The sequence below is a fragment of the Actinoplanes italicus genome (assembly GCF_003001815.1).
Taxonomy (GTDB): Bacteria; Actinomycetota; Actinomycetes; order Mycobacteriales; family Micromonosporaceae; genus Actinoplanes; species Actinoplanes italicus.
The window spans coordinates 254,977-271,431 of the sequence record NZ_PVMZ01000015.1; the positions used below are offsets into that span (position 1 = coordinate 254,977).

Consider the following 16,455-nt stretch of genomic DNA (forward strand, 5'->3'; position numbering starts at 1 on the left):
CGGACAAGGGCCGCATATTGCCTAATCACATCTCGGCGCGGTTACCGAACCGTTACACACTGAACTCTTGCTGGACATTCGACGGGCCCCCCTAATTTGTATAGGCAATCAACAAATGTCGATGCGTGGGTTGTGGCATCAGACCGCTGTCCACCCAGGACAAGGAGAAACGCGTGCCCCGTCCACGCCGTGTTCACCCCCGAAGAAGCCTGCTGACCGCTACCCTGCTCGCGTTCACCCTGCTGATGACCGTCCTCAGTAGCCCGTCGGCGCAGGCCGCCCCCGCGAGCCGACAGCCCGCGGCGGTCCGGGCCGCGGCCGCTGCGGAGCCGTACTCCGTCCTGGTCTTCTCCAAGACCGCCGCCTTCCGGCACGACGCCATCCCGGCCGGCATCGCCGCCATCAAGCAGCTCGGCGCCGACAACGGGTTCACCGTCGACGCCACCGAGGACAGTGCCGCCTTCACCGACGCCAACCTGGCCAAGTACCGCGCGGTGATCTGGCTCTCCACCACCGGCGACGTCCTGGACCCCACCCAGCAGGCGGCCTTCGAGCGGTACATCCAAGCCGGCGGCGGGTACGCCGGCATCCACGCCGCCTCCGACACCGAGTACAGCTGGCCCTGGTACGGCGAACTGGTCGGCGCCTATTTCGCCAGCCACCCCGCCAACCAGCAGGCGACCGTGAAGGTGGAGGACCACGCCCACCCGTCCACGGCCGGGTTGCCGGAGCGCTGGTCGCGTTTCGACGAGTGGTACAACTTCCGGGCCAACCCCCGCGGGGACGTGCACGTGCTGGCCAGCCTCGACGAGACCAGCTACACCCCGGGCGCCGGGGCGATGGGTGCCGACCACCCCACCGCGTGGTGCCAGGACTACGACGGCGGCCGGGCCTGGTACACCGGCGGCGGCCACACGATCGAGTCGTACTCCGATCCGGCGTTCCTCGCCCACCTGCTGGGCGGCATTCAGACCGTGGCCGGGCAGCTGGACGCCGACTGCGGCGCCTCACTGACCGAGAGCTTCGAGAAGATCACCCTGGACAGCAACACCAGCAACCCCATGGAACTGGACGTCGCCGACGACGGCCGGGTTTTCTACATCGAGCGTGACGGCCGGGTACGGATCATCAAGCCCGGCACCGGCACCACGGTGACCGCGGTCGACCTGGATGTCTTCACCGGCAACGAGGACGGCCTGATCGGCATCCGGCTCGACCCGGACTTCGCCGACAACGGCTGGGTCTACCTCTACTACGCCCGCAACGACGGCGTGGCCCGCAACCTGCTGTCCCGGTTCACCGTCACCGGTGACACCATCGACCCGGCGACCGAGAAGGTCGTCCTGCAGGTCAACACCCAGCGCAACACCTGCTGCCACGCCGGCGGGAGCATGACCTTCGACAGCGCCGGCAACCTCTACCTGGCCACCGGTGACAACACCAACCCGTTCGAGTCGGACGCGTTCACCCCGATCGACGAGCGTTCCGGCCGGCAGGACTACGACGCCCAGCGCACCTCCGGCAACACCAACGACCTGCGCGGCAAGGTGCTGAGGATCCATCCGGAGGACGACGGGTCGTACACGATCCCGGCGGGGAACCTCTTCCCCTCGGGCACCGCCCAGACCCGCCCGGAGATCTACGCGATGGGCCTCCGCAACCCGTTCCGCATCGGCGTCGACCCGGCCACGAACACCCTCTACGTCGCCGACTACGGGCCGGACGCCAGTGCGACCAATCCCGACCGCGGCCCGGAGGGGACCGTGGAGTGGAACATCGTCACCGGCCCGGGCAACTTCGGCTGGCCGTACTGCATCGGGGCGAACTACGCCTACAACGACTACCAGTTCCCGTCGGGTCCGAGTGGGGCGAAGTTCAACTGCGCGGCGCCGGTCAACAACTCGCCCAACAACACCGGCCTCACCACGCTCCCGCCGGCCATCAGCGCCACCGTCGACTACGACTACAGCGGCAACCCCCGCTTCCCGGAGATCGGCGGTGGTGGCGCGCCGATGGGCGGCCCGGTCTACCGCTACGACGCCGACCTGAACTCCACGCGCAAGTGGCCCGCCTACTACGACGGCAAGGCTCTGCTGGGCGAGTGGAACCAGTCGAAGATGTACACGATGCAGGTGACCGCCGACGGCCGGTCCCTGGTCGACATCAACCAGTTGCTGACCGGGATGAAGTTCATCCGCCCGATGGACTTCGAGTTCGGCCCGGACGGCGCGATGTACATGATCGAGTGGGGCACCGGCTTCGGCGGCAACAACGACGACTCCGGCATCTACCGGATCGACTACATCGCCGGTGAACGGGCACCGATCGCCGCGGCCGCCGCCACCCCGACCTCCGGGACGGCGCCGTTGACCGTACGGTTCTCCAGCGCGGGATCCCGCGATCCCGACGGTGGCGCGCTGACCTACGCCTGGACGTTCGGTGACGGCGCGACCTCGACCGAGGCCAACCCCACCCACACCTACGCCACGGCGGGCGACTACACCGCGCAGCTGACCGTCACCAACCCCAAGGGCCGCAGCGCGGTGGCTAACGTCCCGATCACGGTCGGCAACACCGCACCGGCGGTACGCATCGAGTTCCCGCCGGACGGCGGCTTCTTCGAGTGGGGTGACCAGGTCCGGTACACGATCAAGGTCACCGACCCCGAGGACGGCGAGATCGACTGCGACCGGGTGCGGTTGCAGGTGCTGCTCGGCCACGACGAGCACGCCCACCCGCTGGAGCAGCACACCGGCTGCACCGGCACCGTGCAGACCACCCTCGCCTCGGGGCACGGCGCGGAGGCCAACGTCTTCGCCGTGTTCGAGGCCACCTACACCGATGACGGTGGCTCGGGCGGTGCCGGGCCGCTCACCGGGCGGGCCATCGAGCGCTTGCAGCCCAAGCGTAAGCAGGCCGAGTACTACACCGGCACCGGCCGGGTGCCCGGCGGCGGGGGCGGTGGCGACCCGGGCGTGGTCCGGGAGACCGGCAGCGACCCGGCCGGCGGCGGCCAGAACATCGGCTTCATCGAGGACGGCGACTGGTGGTCGCTGAACCCGGCCAATCTGACCGGCATCGAGTCGATCCGCTTCCGGGTCGCGTCGGGTGCCGCCGGCGGCCGGATCGAGGTGCGCGCCGATGCCGTCGACGGCCCGCTGGTCGCCACGGCCGACGTGCCGGGCACCGGCGGCTGGCAGACCTGGGCCGACGTCACCGCGCCGGTCACCGGCACCAACGCCGACGCCCTGTTCTTCGTCGCCCGGGACCCTGCCGGCGGGACGGCGCCGCTGTTCAACGTGAACTGGCTGGACTTCCTGGGCCGGGGCGTCACCGAGAACGCGCCGCCGAAGGTCAGCGCGGTCGCGACACCGGCCACCGGCACCGCGCCGGTCACCGTCGCGTTCGACGGTACGGCCACCGACACCGAGGGTGACACCCCGCTGACGTACGCCTGGGACTTCGGCGACGGCGGCACGGCGGCCACCCTGGACGCCAGTCACACGTATCGGGTGCCCGGCACGTTCACCGCCACACTGACCGTGACCGACAGCCGGGGCGCCCGGTCGTACGCCAATGTCCCGGTCAAGGTCGAGGCACCGAACACGTCCTGTTTCGGGGCGCGCTCGGACGACTTCCTCGGCAGCGCACTGGATCGTGACCGCTGGACGGTGGTCCGGGAGAACCAGCTGTACTCGGTCGCCGACGGGATGTTGCGGCTGCCCACCGGCGCGGGTGATCTCTACGGCACCCGCAACGACGCCACCAACCTCGTCCTGCAGCCCGCGCCCGGCGGCGCCTGGCAGGCCACCACCAAGGTCACCGTGCCGGTCACCGCGAACTACCAGCAGGCCGGGCTGATCGTGTACGGCGACGACGACAACTACGCCAAGCTCGACCTGCTCTACAACGGGGCGCGCACGCTGGAGTTCATCCGGGAGACCGCGGCGAGTCCCCGCAACGAGAGCGGTGACAGCACCCCGGCGCCGGCCGGCGACACGATCTACCTGCGGCTGACCAGTGACGGGACGAACCTGACCGCGGAGGCTTCCGCCGACGGCCGGACCTTCACCCCCGTCGGTAGGTCCGCCGCCCTGGCCGGCATCGAGAACCCGCGCGTCGGGGTCTTCGCCCTCAACGGGGGAACCACCGCGCCGGTGGTGGACGCGACGTTCGACTGGTTCCAGTTCACGCCGGACGCCCCGGCGGAACCGGTCACCCCGTCGGACGAGTTCACCGGCGCCGCGCTGGACAAGTGCCGGTGGAACGCCATCGTCCGGGAGGACCCGGCGACCTACCGGGTCACCGGCGGGGCCCTGCGCATCGACGTGCCCAACGGTGACATCTACACCGCCAACAACACCGGGCCGACGAACTTCGTCCTGCAGGCGGCGCCGGCCGGCGACTGGACCCTGCAGACGAAGGTCGACGGCAGCCTGCTGAACGAGCAGTACCAGCAGGCCGGACTGCTGGTGTACGGCGACGACGACAACTACCTCAAGCTCGACTTCGTCGCCGACAACACCGCGGGCCAGCCGGTCAGCCGGCGGATCGAGTTCCGCAGCGAGATCGGCGCCGCGGTCCAGGACCCACAACCGCAGGCCGGGAGTCTGACCTCGGCCGTGTGGCATCTGCGGCTGGCCCGGGTCGGCAACACGTACACCGCCGCGTACTCGGCCGACGGCACGGAATGGACGACGTTCGAGCCGCTGACCAACGCCGCCGTCGGGGCGACCCCGAAGGTGGGGCTGTACAGCCTCGGCGCCGCCCAGACCGCCTCGAAGACCGTCGCGTTCGACTACTTCCGGGTCAGTGCCGGGAACGCCGACACGACGGCGCCGGTGACCAGCGCCAAGGTGTCCGGCACCCCGGTCGAGGGTTGGTACACCGGAAACGTCACGGTCACGCTGACCGCGGACGACGAGACCGGTGGCAGCGGGGTGGCGGGCACCGAGTACCAGCTCGACGGCGCCACCGCCTGGACCGCGTACACCGCCGGTGTGCCGGTCAGTGGTGACGGCACCCACGAGGTGCGGTTCCGCTCGACCGACTCGGCCGGCAACGTGGAGCAGACGAAGTCGGTCACGATCAGGATCGACGGTACGGCTCCGGTCACCTCGGCCCAGTTCGCGCCGGCCAACGACAACGGCTGGCACGACGGCACCGTTCCGGTGGTGCTGAAGTCGGTGGACGCCGGCTCCGGAGTGGGGCTGCTGGAGTGGTCGCTGGACGGTGCCGCCTGGGCGCCGTACACCGCACCGGTGGACGTGATCGGGGACGGCGAGCACGAGCTGCTCTACCGGGCCAGGGACAAGGCGGGTAACGCCGAGACGCTCAAGTCGGCGGTCGTGCGGATCGACGGCACCAAGCCGACCCTGCTGGTCTCCGGGTTGGCCAACGGCCAGCTGTACGGCGACAGCCAGGACATCCGGACCTCGTGGCAGGCGGTCGACCCGACCTCCGGCATCGAGACCACCACCGGCACGCTCAACGGGCGGCCGTACACCAGCGGTTCCCTCCAAGCGCTGTACGAGCTGCCACTCGGCCTGCACGAGCTGACCGTGACCGCGACCGACAAGGCGGACAACAGCACTTCGACGACGGTCAGGTTCTTCGTCACCACCTCGTTCCGGGACATGCAGAACCTGCTGGACCGGTTCAAGGCGACCGGACGGCTCTCCACGAAGGCACATCGGCAGCTGTCCACCAGACTGGATACGATCCGGGCCTCGGAGGCGGCCGGCGAGGACGAGCGGGCGGTACGGCAGCTGGTCACCTTCAGGACGCTCGTCAACGACGCTGCTCTCGTCGCTGACACCGACGTGCGCGACACCCTGCTCCGCGATGCCGACGCGATGATCGAGCGTCTCGGCGGCACCGCGAGCCGGGCCGGGGCACGGGCGAACGACGGCAAGCCGCTGACCCGCACCGGCCGGCTCGCCGAGGACCCCACCCGGATCTCCCCGGGCCGCGGGCTCTGACGACAGCGGCCCCGTCCCGTCACCAGGCGGGACGGGGCCTCCCGGTGCAGGAAGGAACAGTTTGATGCGTCGTACTCGTGGAGCGGCCGCCGTCCTGGCCGGCCTGTTGCTGGCGCTCCTGCCGGCGGCCGGCCCGGCGTGGGCACACGACGGAAAACTCAAGATGGAGGTCGCGGGCGACGGCGCCGTCGGTGTCACCGTGCAGGCCCGCCATGCCGACGGGCACCAGCTGGAAACGATGGTCCGGCTGGCACTCACCGCCACCGGCGCGGACGGACGGTCTGTCGGTCCGGTGCAGCTCGAACCGACCGGTGAGGGCCATGGTTTCTACGCCACCGGCCCGATCCTGGCCCCCGGAAAGTGGCAGGTGACAGTTCGTGCGCCGGCGCCGCACACCAGCGAGGTGACCGTCGAGGTGGAGGCCAGAGCGGCCCAGTCGGCTCCGGCTCAGGTCACGCCGGTCTCGGCGGCGAAGCGGGACACGTCGCCGCAGACCACACTCTCGTCGTGGTGGAGGCCGGTCGCGCTCGGCGTCCTCGCTGTCCTGGCGATCGTCGTGGTGGTGTGGCTGACGGTGCGCAGGCGCGAAGCCCGGGAGAACACCGGCAACCCGTAACCCCATGGATGACCACTCCTGCGACGTAGTGGTGCTCACGTTTCGCTGCTTGGACCCTCGGTGGGCGGGAGGCCGTCCCCGCCTGATCAGTGACGACGGCCGCCCGAGCACGCTCGGGCGGCCGTTCGCCCGGTGGAGCCTGCGGAAACTCGCCGGCCACCTCGCCTTCGTCAGTCCGCCACCGTGTCCAGCCACCGGTTGTATTTGAGGCGCAGGGCACGCTCGGTGCTACCCACCGTCGCGCTGATCGCGAGCGCGATGTTCACCCACGCCGACGCGTCGAACGGCGAGTCGAAGACACCGAACCGCTCGGCCAGCGGCGGGAACCGGGAGATCGACTCGACGGTCTGCGGGAGGCCGAGGATCAGCGGAACGACGATCAGGACGAGGGAGATCAGGCCGATCCCGCGGCTGAGCCCGGGACGTTCGCGGTCGAGCCGGGCGCGGCGCCCCTCGGCCGAGCGGGGGTCCGGCCGGAGTTGCTGCTCGGTCCCGTCGTCGGCGACGAAGTGGCACCGCCGCAGGCCGAACGCCGACATCATCACCTCGATCGCGCCGCCCTCGATCGGGAAGACGGCGGGGAGCCGCGCTCGCTCGAAGCGTCGGCCGTCGCGGTACAGGTGCGCTTCGGTGTCGCCGTTCTCGTTGCCCTTCAGCTGGTTGACGTCGACGGCATAGACCACCGGCCGGCCCGCGCCGCTGTCCGCGGGAAGGTAGAACAGGGATCGCGACAGTGTTTGCCACCAGCGGAATCGCTTCAGCGCGCGCCCGTCACCGGGCTTGATGCGCTGGATGGCTCGGCGCCTGCGCCATACGTCGAACATCCGGCCATTACAGGGTGTGTCCTCGGAACATGGTCAAGGTCTGCCGTGTGCTCCCGATCGTCGACGCTGACGACCGGGAGGCACCATGCGGGTCAGGTGGTTCAGCCTGCCCGGCAGGAGATGTCCCGGGCCGGCATCCTGCCTTCGACCAGCCAGTCCGTGGCGAGGTGCAGAGCGCAGGCGTTGGTATGGGTGAGGCAGACGCCGTGGCCGCTCTCCTTTCAGGTACATGTCCAACCTCCTGCTTCGCCCGCCGGAATCCGGCATCGATGCGACACCGTGTCCACGGGACACAGTCAAGGTGCCGGCGACTCCCGCCGAGTACCGCTCGTGTCCTGGCAGCGCGGTCAGCGAGGCTCGGCCGGGCAGGCGATGTCGCGCTGCGGGCGTTCCCCCGTGGCCAGGAAAGCGGTCACCGTGTCGTTCGCGCACCTGTTCCGGGCGAGCAGCAGATAGGCGCCGTGGCCACCCTGGTCGGCCGTCACCATGCGCGCCCGGTGACCGAACGCCTTCCGGAGTTCGCGGGCGCCGACCAGCGGGGTACCGGGGTCTCGCAGGTTCTGCACCATGAGCACGTTCGCCGGTCCGCGATCGTCGATGCGCACCGGCCGTTCGACCGGCCGTCTCCGACGTGGCGCACTGCCGTGCGATCGACTTCGCGATCCGGGCGTCCTTCAGCACGTCGGCCGCGGTCTCCGGGTACGGGAAGTTGCGCCGGGCGATCTGCTCCGGAGTCACGTCGCAGGTCACCGGCGCGCTGTGGCCTACACCGCGAGGGTCGAAGCCGATCACGTCGTAACGGTCCTGGAGGGTCTGCGGCAACGGCTCCGGGACCGCGGCGTTGACGAGCAGGCCCGGATAGCTCAGCCCGGCGCCACCCGGACCGCCCGGGTTGGTCAGAAGCACGCCCCGGCGTTGCGAAGGATTCTTGCTCGCCACCCGGGACACCGCGATGTCGATCTTCTCGCTGTCCGGCTCGCGGTAGTCCAGCGGGACCTGGACCGTTGTACACACCAGGGCGGGCGAGAGGACATCCGCTAGACACGGGCCCCATTTCAGCGGCGACGCACTCGGTCCTGAGGCCTCCGATGTTCCGCTCACCGCAGCCGCCGTCACGGCAACGGTCACGGCGAGCGCCGCCGATAGTGTTCTGCGCACGTGAGTCCCCCACTCGAGGATGCATGGGACATACGGACCGGTTCAGTCGAAACCATGTGCCGACGACATGGTCAAGGCGAGCCCTCCGACCGGTGCCCCGGTCGGTCCGGTGAGATCCACGCCACCGGTCGCGGCGTTGACCCGGTGGTAAGAACACAGTGTCAGATCCAGGTGTGGCGCATCGACGACCGCGAGGCTGCCGCGTGAACCAGGAAGGGGGGCTGACGTGGCCTGGAGCACGCGTGAGCTCGCCGAACTATCCGGAACCACGGTCAACACCATCCGGCATTACCATCGGCTCAGCCTGCTCGAGGAACCCGAGCGCCGGAACAACGGATACAAGCAGTACCAGGTCCGGCATCTCGTCAGCCTGCTGCGCATTCGACGCCTCACGGAACTGGGTGTTCCGTTGGCCCGGATCCGCGCGGAAGGCGACTACGGCCCGGAACTGCTGCGCCAGATCGACGCCGACCTCGCGGCCGAGATCAAGCGTCTGGGCAGAGCCCGCTCGGACATCGCCGTCATCCTGCGCGACGGTGGGCCGGCCGACGCGCCCGCGGGCTTCGAGTCCGTCGCGCCGCGCTTATCGGCTGCCGACCACTCCCTCCTGCACGTCTTCGCCCAGCTGTACGACGAGGACACCATGCGGGACCTGCGGCGCATGGTGGAGGCCGACACCGATCCCCTCACTGCCGAGATCGACGCCCTGCCGCCGGACGCGGACGAGCGGACCCGGCAGAGCCTCGCCGAGAAGCTGGCTCCGACGCTGGCGCGGCACCTGATCGACTATCCCTGGCTGAACGACCCGGCCCAGCACCTGTCCAAGGGCAGGCACGTCACCCGGCAGACCTTCGTCGACGCGGTGGTCGCCTCCTACAACCCGGCCCAGCTCGATGTGCTGAGCCGAGCCGGCGCCCTCGCCCAGCAGCGACTGAGCCGGTCGCGCGCCGCGGACATCGGCGACGAACGCGCCCGGTCCGCGGAAGTACCCGCAAAGGGCGTTTGACTCGGTGCCGAGCACAGGGTCTTCACTCGAGTCCGACGCATCTCTCCGCTCGAGGAGCCCGCCGTGAGACCACAGCAGCTCGGACCCCCGACCCTGGCCGAAGACCTTCTGCTGCTCCTGTTCCAGCCGTTCGCCGGGTCGGCCGGCACCGGGGCCGTCGCCGGCGAGAGAACACTCCCCTATCTTCTGGGCGGAGCGGTGCTCGCCGATCTCAGCATCGGTGAGCACGTGCGAACCGTACCCGGATGGAGCGGGTCGACCCGGGTGGAAGCCGTCGCCGAACGGCCACCGGCCGACGAGATCCTGCTGTCCGTGTGGGACTTTCTCGCTCCGGGGCCTCGCGGCGTCCAGGCGACGCTCGCCGCGATCGGACCGACCCTGCGCCTCCCGGTGCTCGAACGCCTGGTCGAGCGCGGCGATGTCCGCCGGCCGGCCGGCGCCACGCCCGTCTCCCCCACAGCGCGAATACTGATCGACGGTGGTACGGGACGTCTGGCGGGCCTGCTCCGCGGCGTACGCGACGTGCTGGCCGGTGACGCCGAGCCGGAACCTCGCGCCGCCGCGCTGGCGGGGCTGCTGTCCGGAAGCGGAACGCTGCCGCAGTTCCATCCCGAGATTCCCTGGACCACCGCGACCGTCACCCGTGCCCGGCGCCTGGAGCAGGGCACCTGGGGAGCCGACGCCGCCGCCGAAGCGATCGCCCGCAGTTTCGCCGCGACCGTCGTCAGCAGCGTGATACTCGCGGCGGTATTGCTGCCCGGACGATGAACGTGACGCAGGGAGGCCACGTCCGTCTTCCTTCCCCCGGTCACACGTTCGAGCTACGCGACCCAGGTTCGGACGACGTCGTCCCGCCGCCTTCCTCAGTGACTCGTGTGTCAGCGCGTCCGGCACGTGGGCCGGCTTGAGCGAGGCGAACTCCTTGCGCAGCACCGGTACGACCTCCTCGCCGAGGATGCTGAGCTGCTCCAGCACCGACTTGAGCGGGAGGCCGGCGTGGTCGAGGTTGGACAGCTGGCGCTAGTAGTCGCCGGCGTAGTAGCGGAAGCCGAGCGTACGGTCGATCACCTGCTGCGGGCTGCCCACCGTGAGCGGCGTGTCGCGGGTGAACTCCTCCAGCGAGGGCCGCGTTCGACCGTCCCACGCGTGGACGCAGGGAAGGCCAGCGCAACGCTCGCGGCAGATCCGGATGCTCCACGACGATCCGACCCACGTGCTCGATGCTGGGGAAGGACCCCATGGTGCCGGTTGCGCGTCACCAACTAGGGGGTGGCGCAAATAGGTTTGCTGTGGAAACTTATTTGCCATGACCACTGACTCGTTGTCCGCCGGCGATGATCCCCGGCGTCTCCTCCTCGACATACGTACCCTGACCAGCCGCGTACGCCGCGACCAGCGCCTGACCTACGTGGCGCTGCTGGTCCTGGCCGCGGTGACCTTCGCGGCGATTCCCTTCGACTGGCTTTTCATGACGGTGCATTGCGACGGCAGCGGCTGCACGTTCGCGCGCCGGGGGATGCTCTACTACTGGCCGCCTGCGCTCCTGCTCGCCTACGCGGCGATCGCGGTCAGCTATGTACGGGCCGCCCGCGCGCGAGGGTTGGGCGCCCGCGTGCTGCCGTACGCGATCACCGGAGCCGTGACCGCCGTGGTGTTCGCAGCCGCGTACACGGCAGCGGCCGCCTACTTCCCCACCCACCCGCCTTTCGGCGGTGGCCCGCTTCCCTTCTGGTGGATCGTTCTGGACCGGCTGATCGCACCCTGGGGCCTGATCGGGCTCGCGCTGCTCGTACTGGCCCGCCTCGAACGCAACGTCGCGCTGCTGCTGTTCACCCTGGGCTACCTGGTACTGATGCTGCTGGTATCACCAACGACCGACGACACGAACCTGCCGGGCTGGGCTGTCCCGTCGTTCATGTCAGGAGCGAGCATGCAGCTCCCGTGGTCGATGACGCCGTCCCAGCTCATCATCGGCGCCGCCCTCCTGACGGCCGGGATCGCCTTCTCCAGAGCACGCCGGAGTCAGCAGTGACCGCCGACACCGACACCCCGGACCCGACCGGCCACCCGGCCACCGGCCTCGACGAGGTCGTGCACCAGCGGATACGGCTCGGCATCCTCGCGATCGCGCACGAGGCACGGCGGGTCGAGTTCGGCTACCTGCGCACCCATCTCGACCTGACCGCCGGCAACCTCTCCAAACACCTGAGCGTGCTGGAGACAGCCGGGCTGGTCGACATCGAGAAGGGATACCAGGGCAAACGCGCACGCACCTGGATCACCCTCACCACCGCCGGGAACACCGCTCTCGCCGAGGAGATCAGCCACCTGAAGACGCTGATCGCCCGCATCGAAACCACCACGGAGGACCGATGACCCTGAGCCGCCGCCGCCTGCTCGCCGCCACCCTCGCTGCCGGGGCCGCCGGATCGCTCGCCACAGCCGGCCCGGCCTCGGCCGTGCCCGGCCGCACCCGCCTCACACTGCCCGCACCGACCGGCCCGTACCGGATCGGCACCGTTTCCCTGCACCTCATCGACACGTCGCGCCCCGACCGTGTCGCCGGGCCAGGTCACCACCACGAGCTGATGGCGAGCGTCTGGTACCCGGCGACGCCCGACGCCCGCCGCTACCCGGCAGCGGTATGGCTGCCGGACACCCCGATGCGTGGACTGCTCACCAACAGCGGTCTCCCGGCCGACGTCGCCGCGGCGCCGCTCACCGCCGGTCGCGACACGGCCCCAGCACTGCGGGCACTCGGCCGGCGGCCCGTCATCGTGTTCTCCCACGGCGCCAACGGACACCGCTCCGAAACCACCGTCATCACGCAGGAATTGGCCAGCCACGGCTACGTCGTGGTCACGCTCGACACCACGTACGACGCGTTCACCGAATTCCCCGGCGGTCGCCTCTCCACCCCCGACGACGACCTGTCGACCACGCCCTGGCACCACGCCTGGGACATCCCGTTCATGCTCGACCGCATCGAGGACATCGCCGCCGGCCGTAACCCCGACGCAGAGCACCGACGGCTGCCCGCCGGGCTTTCCGAGATCCTCGACATGCGCCGCATCGGCATGTTCGGCTACTCCAAAGGCGGCACCGCGACCCCTCTGGCCATGATCGATGACCAGCGGATCCGGGCCGGGCTCAGCCTGGACGGCCCGATGCAATGCCAACCTCCCATCACTACCGACATCGACCGGCCATTCATGATGATGACCGCCGACTTCACCCGCGCCCCGCACACCAGCGCCGCCGATTTCTGGACGCACCTGCACGGCTGGCGCCGCAACCTGCAAATCGACGGCGGCACCGAGATCTCGTTTTCCGACGCGGTGTGGCTCCTCCCGCAGATAGCCCGGCTCACCGGGATGAGCGACGAAGACCTGGCGACCAAGTGGATCGGAACATTCAGCCCGAACCTAGCGGTCAAGATCCAGCAGACATACCCGCTCGCCTTCTTCGACCTGCACCTACGCCACCGCAGGCAACCCCTGCTCGAAGGCTCGCGTACGCCATTTCCCGGGGTGCATTTCCTCCCGTGACCACTCATCGGCATGGTCGGGCGTTGATATCCGCCACATTCCCGAGGCCATGAGGGAATGTGCAAATAACGGCTCTGGCGCGCAAACGGTGATCGGGCAGTAATCGTCCTATGTGGTCACCTTCCTGCGCGATCATGATGCCCGTGCGATGCCATCGAGGCCGTCTTCCCACAGTTGTCTTCGCTGGCCATTGAGGAGGTCGTCGACCTGGGGACGCCCGGTTCCGAGGACAAGGTCTGTGCTGACTCCACGCACCGGGATCGGGAAAGCTTCGAAAGTGAAGGCCATCCAGGTACCCGGCACACCTTTCTCATGATGGGACACGCACTAAATGATCTTGGACGTCCTTGACGATCTTGCCCGGGTGACCGCCGCCACCTCCCCCGCCCAGTGCGCGCTCCCGACCCCCTCCGCGGGGCTGGACGTGCTGGCGCTGCGGCGGCACCTCACCGGCGGGCTGCTCTACTTCGAGGCCGCCTTCGGCGACCCCGGCGGCGCAAACGACGGAGCCGATCCGCACGCCTACGCGGGGCCCGACGACCTCGAAGCGCTCTCGCGCGGCTGTCGGCGACCCTGCGGGCCGCCTTGGACGCCGGTGTCGAGACGACCCTCGTGAACGTGCCGCATCTGGGCGGCTCCTTCCCCGGCAGCGTCGTCGTCGACATGCTGCTGATCGAGGCGGTGACCCACGGGTGGGACCTGGCCCGCGCGATCGGCCGGCCCTGGCAGCCGGACGAGGCGACCGCCGCCCGGGCACTCGCCTTCTACCGGGCGACCATCAAGCCGCAATGGCGCGGGCCGGGCATGGCGTTCGGCTACGAGGTGCCGGTCGCGGATGACGCGCCCATGATCGACCGGGTCGTCGCCTTCTCGGGACGCGATCCGGAGTGGACGCCCGGACCGGCCTGACCTGGCCGCGACGTCGCGAACGGGGCCAGACCGACCATCAGCGCCGCGGTGATGACGGCTACACCACTCGCGGTGGACGAACCCCGGGAATCCGCGGGAGATCCGGGCGTTTGCTGGGCCATGGGCGGGCTCCTTGAACAGGCTGTACGAGACCGTCGGGCGGACACATCGGGCCGCGATACAACCGTGCCGTTCATCGCCTGAACAGGACATTCGGCGCAAGCATGAACTTCGGCTTGCGCCTTGCGACGGAGGTGATCGACGGGAACTGCGTCGCCGGAATGAAATGCCGTCGCCCGGCCACGCCGGCCGGGTCGCGCGGCCACCGGCGTGGGTAGCATCGAATCCGGTCGCCCGTCGGTATCCCGCCGCGGCATCACCGGCGCGAGTGAACCGGCACGAAGAGGCGCGAGCTGTTGAGAGTGAAGAGGCAACCCCCAGGGTTCGCCGGGTCAGCCGAGCGGAGACGCTTCTTCGACGGCTGGGACCGGTGGCTCGACGCGGTGGGACTGAGCACACCGTTCCGGCGTGACTGCGTGGTCGCGGTTGTTGCAGCCCTCCTGATCGTGGCTCTGTACCTGCTTCCCGGTGGCGCCAAGCCGGACATCTCCGGTAGGGAACATTCGGACGTTCCCATTGTGATTCTGTTGGCGGCACAGGCCGCGGTCCTGTGTTTCCGCAGGATACGACCGCTCTGGTGCACGGCCTCGGTCCTGGCCCTGCAAGTCGCTCTGGCATCGGCAGCGCACCCGGGAGAGGGCCTGCGGGGCCTGGCGCTGATCATCGCCGTCTACACCTGCGGCACGCTGCTGTCCGCGGGCCCCGCTTACGCGGTGGCCGCACTCGCGGCGTTCACGGAGATCGCGAGTTTCGTGGTGCTCAGCGCCATCCCCGCCGCCGAGGCCGCGGACGCCACCGCGTCGCCCTGGGCATTGGTCACTCGGTACTCGGGGCAGTTCCTCCTGGCGCTGCTGCTGTACGGCACTGCCGCACTGCTGGGCCGCAGCGTCGCGATACGCCGCCGCTACACCGAGGTCGTCGAACTCCGCGCGGCCGAGGCGGCCGAGAACCTCCGTGTACGCACCGACGCCGCCCTCGCCGTCGAACGCACCCGGATGGCGCGCGAGTTGCACGATGTCGCCGCCCATCACCTGACGGCCCTCATCGTTCAAGCCACCGTCGTGGAACGAATGATCGACCACGATCCCGGCGCCGCCCGCCGCGCCGCCGCCGCCATCCGTACGGAGGGAAAGAGCGCGCTGGGTAATCTGCGGTCGGTGGTGGGTGCCCTGCGAGAGACCATGCCGATCGAGTCGGACACCGCGACCGTGCCGGGACTGCTGGGGATCGGCGAGCTGGTGGCCGGCCACTCGGACTCCGCGAACCGGCCCACGTTGATCGTGTCGGGAGAACCCTCCGGCCTGTCTGCGGCGGCAGACCTGGCCCTCTACCGTGTGACGCAGGAGGCACTCTCCAACGCCCGTGATCACGCGCCTGGCGCCGAGGTGACAATCAGGATCGACCACCGTACGGAGGCCAGCGTGATCGAGGTTGTCAACGGCCCGCCGCCCGCCGGGGCGGCGCGGGAGGACCGCCACAGCCGCGGATTCGGTCTGATAGGCATGCGGGAGCGGGCCGGTCTGGTCGGCGCCACCCTGGTCACGGGCCCGACTCCGGACGGCGGCTGGTCGGTCAAGCTGACCGTTCCCCGCACGAGCGGCCAACGTTCATGATCACGGTGCTGCTGGTCGACGATCAGCCCCTGCTGCGGGCCGGATTCCGCTCGCTGATCGAGCTGGCCCAGGACATCCAGATCGTCGGCGAGGCGGCCAACGGTCCCGACGCGGTGGCACTCGCGCGTCGGCTGCGCCCCGACGTCGTGTGCATGGACGTCCGCATGCCGGGCGGCAACGGCCTCGACGCGACCCGAGTCATCGTCAGCGAGATCGACCCGCCGCCGGCGGTCCTGGTGCTGACGACCTTCGAGCTCGACGAATACGTGTTCGGAGCCCTTGAAGCCGGCGCAAGCGGCTTTCTGCTCAAGGACACCGACATGGACGAGCTCATCGAGGGGATCCGCCGCCTGGCCGCCGGTGAGGGACTGGTCGACCAGGCGGTCACCCGCCGCGTGATCGCTGAGTTCGCGCGCCGGCGCCCGGCCACCCCCGCGCCCGAGACGCCGGTCGATCAGCTCCTGACCTCTCGCGAGGCCGAGATCGTTCGATTGCTCGCGGAAGGCCTGTCCAACGCCGAGATCGCGGCCGAACTCGTCGTCGAGGTCAGCACCGTGAAGAGCCATCTCAGGCGGGCCATGGCAAAGATCGGCGCCCGCGACCGGCTTCAGACCGTCATCTGGGCCTACCGCCACGGCGTCGCGCCCCTTCACGACCCGGCCTGAGACGGCGTGGTCTTC

12 protein-coding genes and 4 pseudogenes are annotated in these 16,455 nt (G+C 69.7%); 12 read left to right on the top strand and 4 right to left on the bottom strand.

Translation table 11 applies throughout. The annotated features are described in order from the left end of the window. Positions 1-245 precede the first annotated feature (245 nt). From CLV67_RS32285 to CLV67_RS54830, 3 genes and pseudogenes are all read left to right on the top strand, one after another. The gene (locus CLV67_RS32285; RefSeq protein ID WP_106325260.1) at positions 246-5,981 is read left to right on the top strand and encodes a ThuA domain-containing protein; all 5,736 of its coding nucleotides are present in this window, start codon (positions 246-248) and stop codon (positions 5,979-5,981) included. 64 nt (positions 5,982-6,045) lie between these two features. Then, a complete protein-coding gene (locus tag CLV67_RS32290; protein ID WP_106325163.1) occupies positions 6,046-6,597 on the top strand; it encodes a hypothetical protein in 552 nt (183 codons plus the stop codon). Between the two features lie 43 nt (positions 6,598-6,640). After that, positions 6,641-6,763, top strand: a pseudogene (locus CLV67_RS54830) (IS630 family transposase); the annotation flags it as partial. A 4-nt stretch (positions 6,764-6,767) separates the two neighbouring features. On the opposite strand, the gene CLV67_RS32300 reads toward CLV67_RS54830, so the two are convergent. From CLV67_RS32300 to CLV67_RS52800, 3 genes and pseudogenes are all read right to left on the bottom strand, one after another. After that, a complete protein-coding gene (locus tag CLV67_RS32300; RefSeq protein WP_106325165.1) occupies positions 6,768-7,421 on the bottom strand; it encodes a hypothetical protein in 654 nt (217 codons plus the stop codon). A gap of 101 nt (positions 7,422-7,522) precedes the next feature. Next, positions 7,523-7,627, bottom strand: a pseudogene (locus CLV67_RS54835) (hypothetical protein); the annotation flags it as partial. A 141-nt stretch (positions 7,628-7,768) separates the two neighbouring features. Continuing rightward, positions 7,769-8,032 (bottom strand): annotated as a pseudogene (locus tag CLV67_RS52800) (alpha/beta hydrolase); the annotation flags it as partial. 773 nt (positions 8,033-8,805) lie between these two features. Here CLV67_RS52800 and CLV67_RS32310 point away from each other — a divergent pair. After that, positions 8,806-9,585, top strand: a complete 780-nt coding sequence (locus CLV67_RS32310) for a helix-turn-helix domain-containing protein (RefSeq protein ID WP_106325167.1) — start codon at positions 8,806-8,808, stop codon at positions 9,583-9,585. Between the two features lie 63 nt (positions 9,586-9,648). Then, positions 9,649-10,353, top strand: coding sequence for a GOLPH3/VPS74 family protein (locus tag CLV67_RS32315; protein WP_203737737.1), 705 nt, complete (start codon positions 9,649-9,651; stop codon positions 10,351-10,353). Positions 10,354-10,440: 87 nt separating this feature from the next. On the opposite strand, the pseudogene CLV67_RS53715 reads toward CLV67_RS32315, so the two are convergent. Then, positions 10,441-10,710: pseudogene (locus CLV67_RS53715) on the bottom strand (5,10-methylene tetrahydromethanopterin reductase); the annotation flags it as partial. Between the two features lie 181 nt (positions 10,711-10,891). Here CLV67_RS53715 and CLV67_RS32325 point away from each other — a divergent pair. From CLV67_RS32325 to CLV67_RS32350, 7 genes are all read left to right on the top strand, one after another. After that, the gene (locus tag CLV67_RS32325) at positions 10,892-11,617 is read left to right on the top strand and encodes a hypothetical protein (RefSeq protein ID WP_106325169.1); all 726 of its coding nucleotides are present in this window, start codon (positions 10,892-10,894) and stop codon (positions 11,615-11,617) included. Further along, a complete protein-coding gene (locus tag CLV67_RS32330) occupies positions 11,614-11,961 on the top strand; it encodes a transcriptional regulator (protein ID WP_106325171.1) in 348 nt (115 codons plus the stop codon). The genes CLV67_RS32325 and CLV67_RS32330 overlap by 4 nt, the downstream gene beginning before the upstream one ends. Beyond that, the gene (locus CLV67_RS32335; protein WP_106325173.1) at positions 11,958-13,133 is read left to right on the top strand and encodes an alpha/beta hydrolase family protein; all 1,176 of its coding nucleotides are present in this window, start codon (positions 11,958-11,960) and stop codon (positions 13,131-13,133) included. Before CLV67_RS32330 ends, CLV67_RS32335 begins: the two co-directional genes overlap by 4 nt. Positions 13,134-13,470: 337 nt before the next feature. Then, entirely contained in the window at positions 13,471-13,749 is a 279-nt protein-coding gene (locus CLV67_RS52810; protein WP_203737738.1) for a DinB family protein, read from the top strand. A 2-nt stretch (positions 13,750-13,751) separates the two neighbouring features. Further along, positions 13,752-14,042 (top strand): DinB family protein, encoded by a 291-nt coding sequence (locus tag CLV67_RS52815; protein ID WP_203737739.1) that lies wholly within the window; start codon positions 13,752-13,754, stop codon positions 14,040-14,042. A gap of 422 nt (positions 14,043-14,464) precedes the next feature. Continuing rightward, positions 14,465-15,775, top strand: a complete 1,311-nt coding sequence (locus tag CLV67_RS32345; protein ID WP_146169369.1) for a sensor histidine kinase — start codon at positions 14,465-14,467, stop codon at positions 15,773-15,775. Further along, positions 15,772-16,440: a response regulator gene (locus CLV67_RS32350; protein ID WP_106325177.1), complete on the top strand. Its 669-nt coding sequence runs from the start codon at positions 15,772-15,774 to the stop codon at positions 16,438-16,440. Before CLV67_RS32345 ends, CLV67_RS32350 begins: the two co-directional genes overlap by 4 nt. Positions 16,441-16,455: the final 15 nt, after the last annotated feature.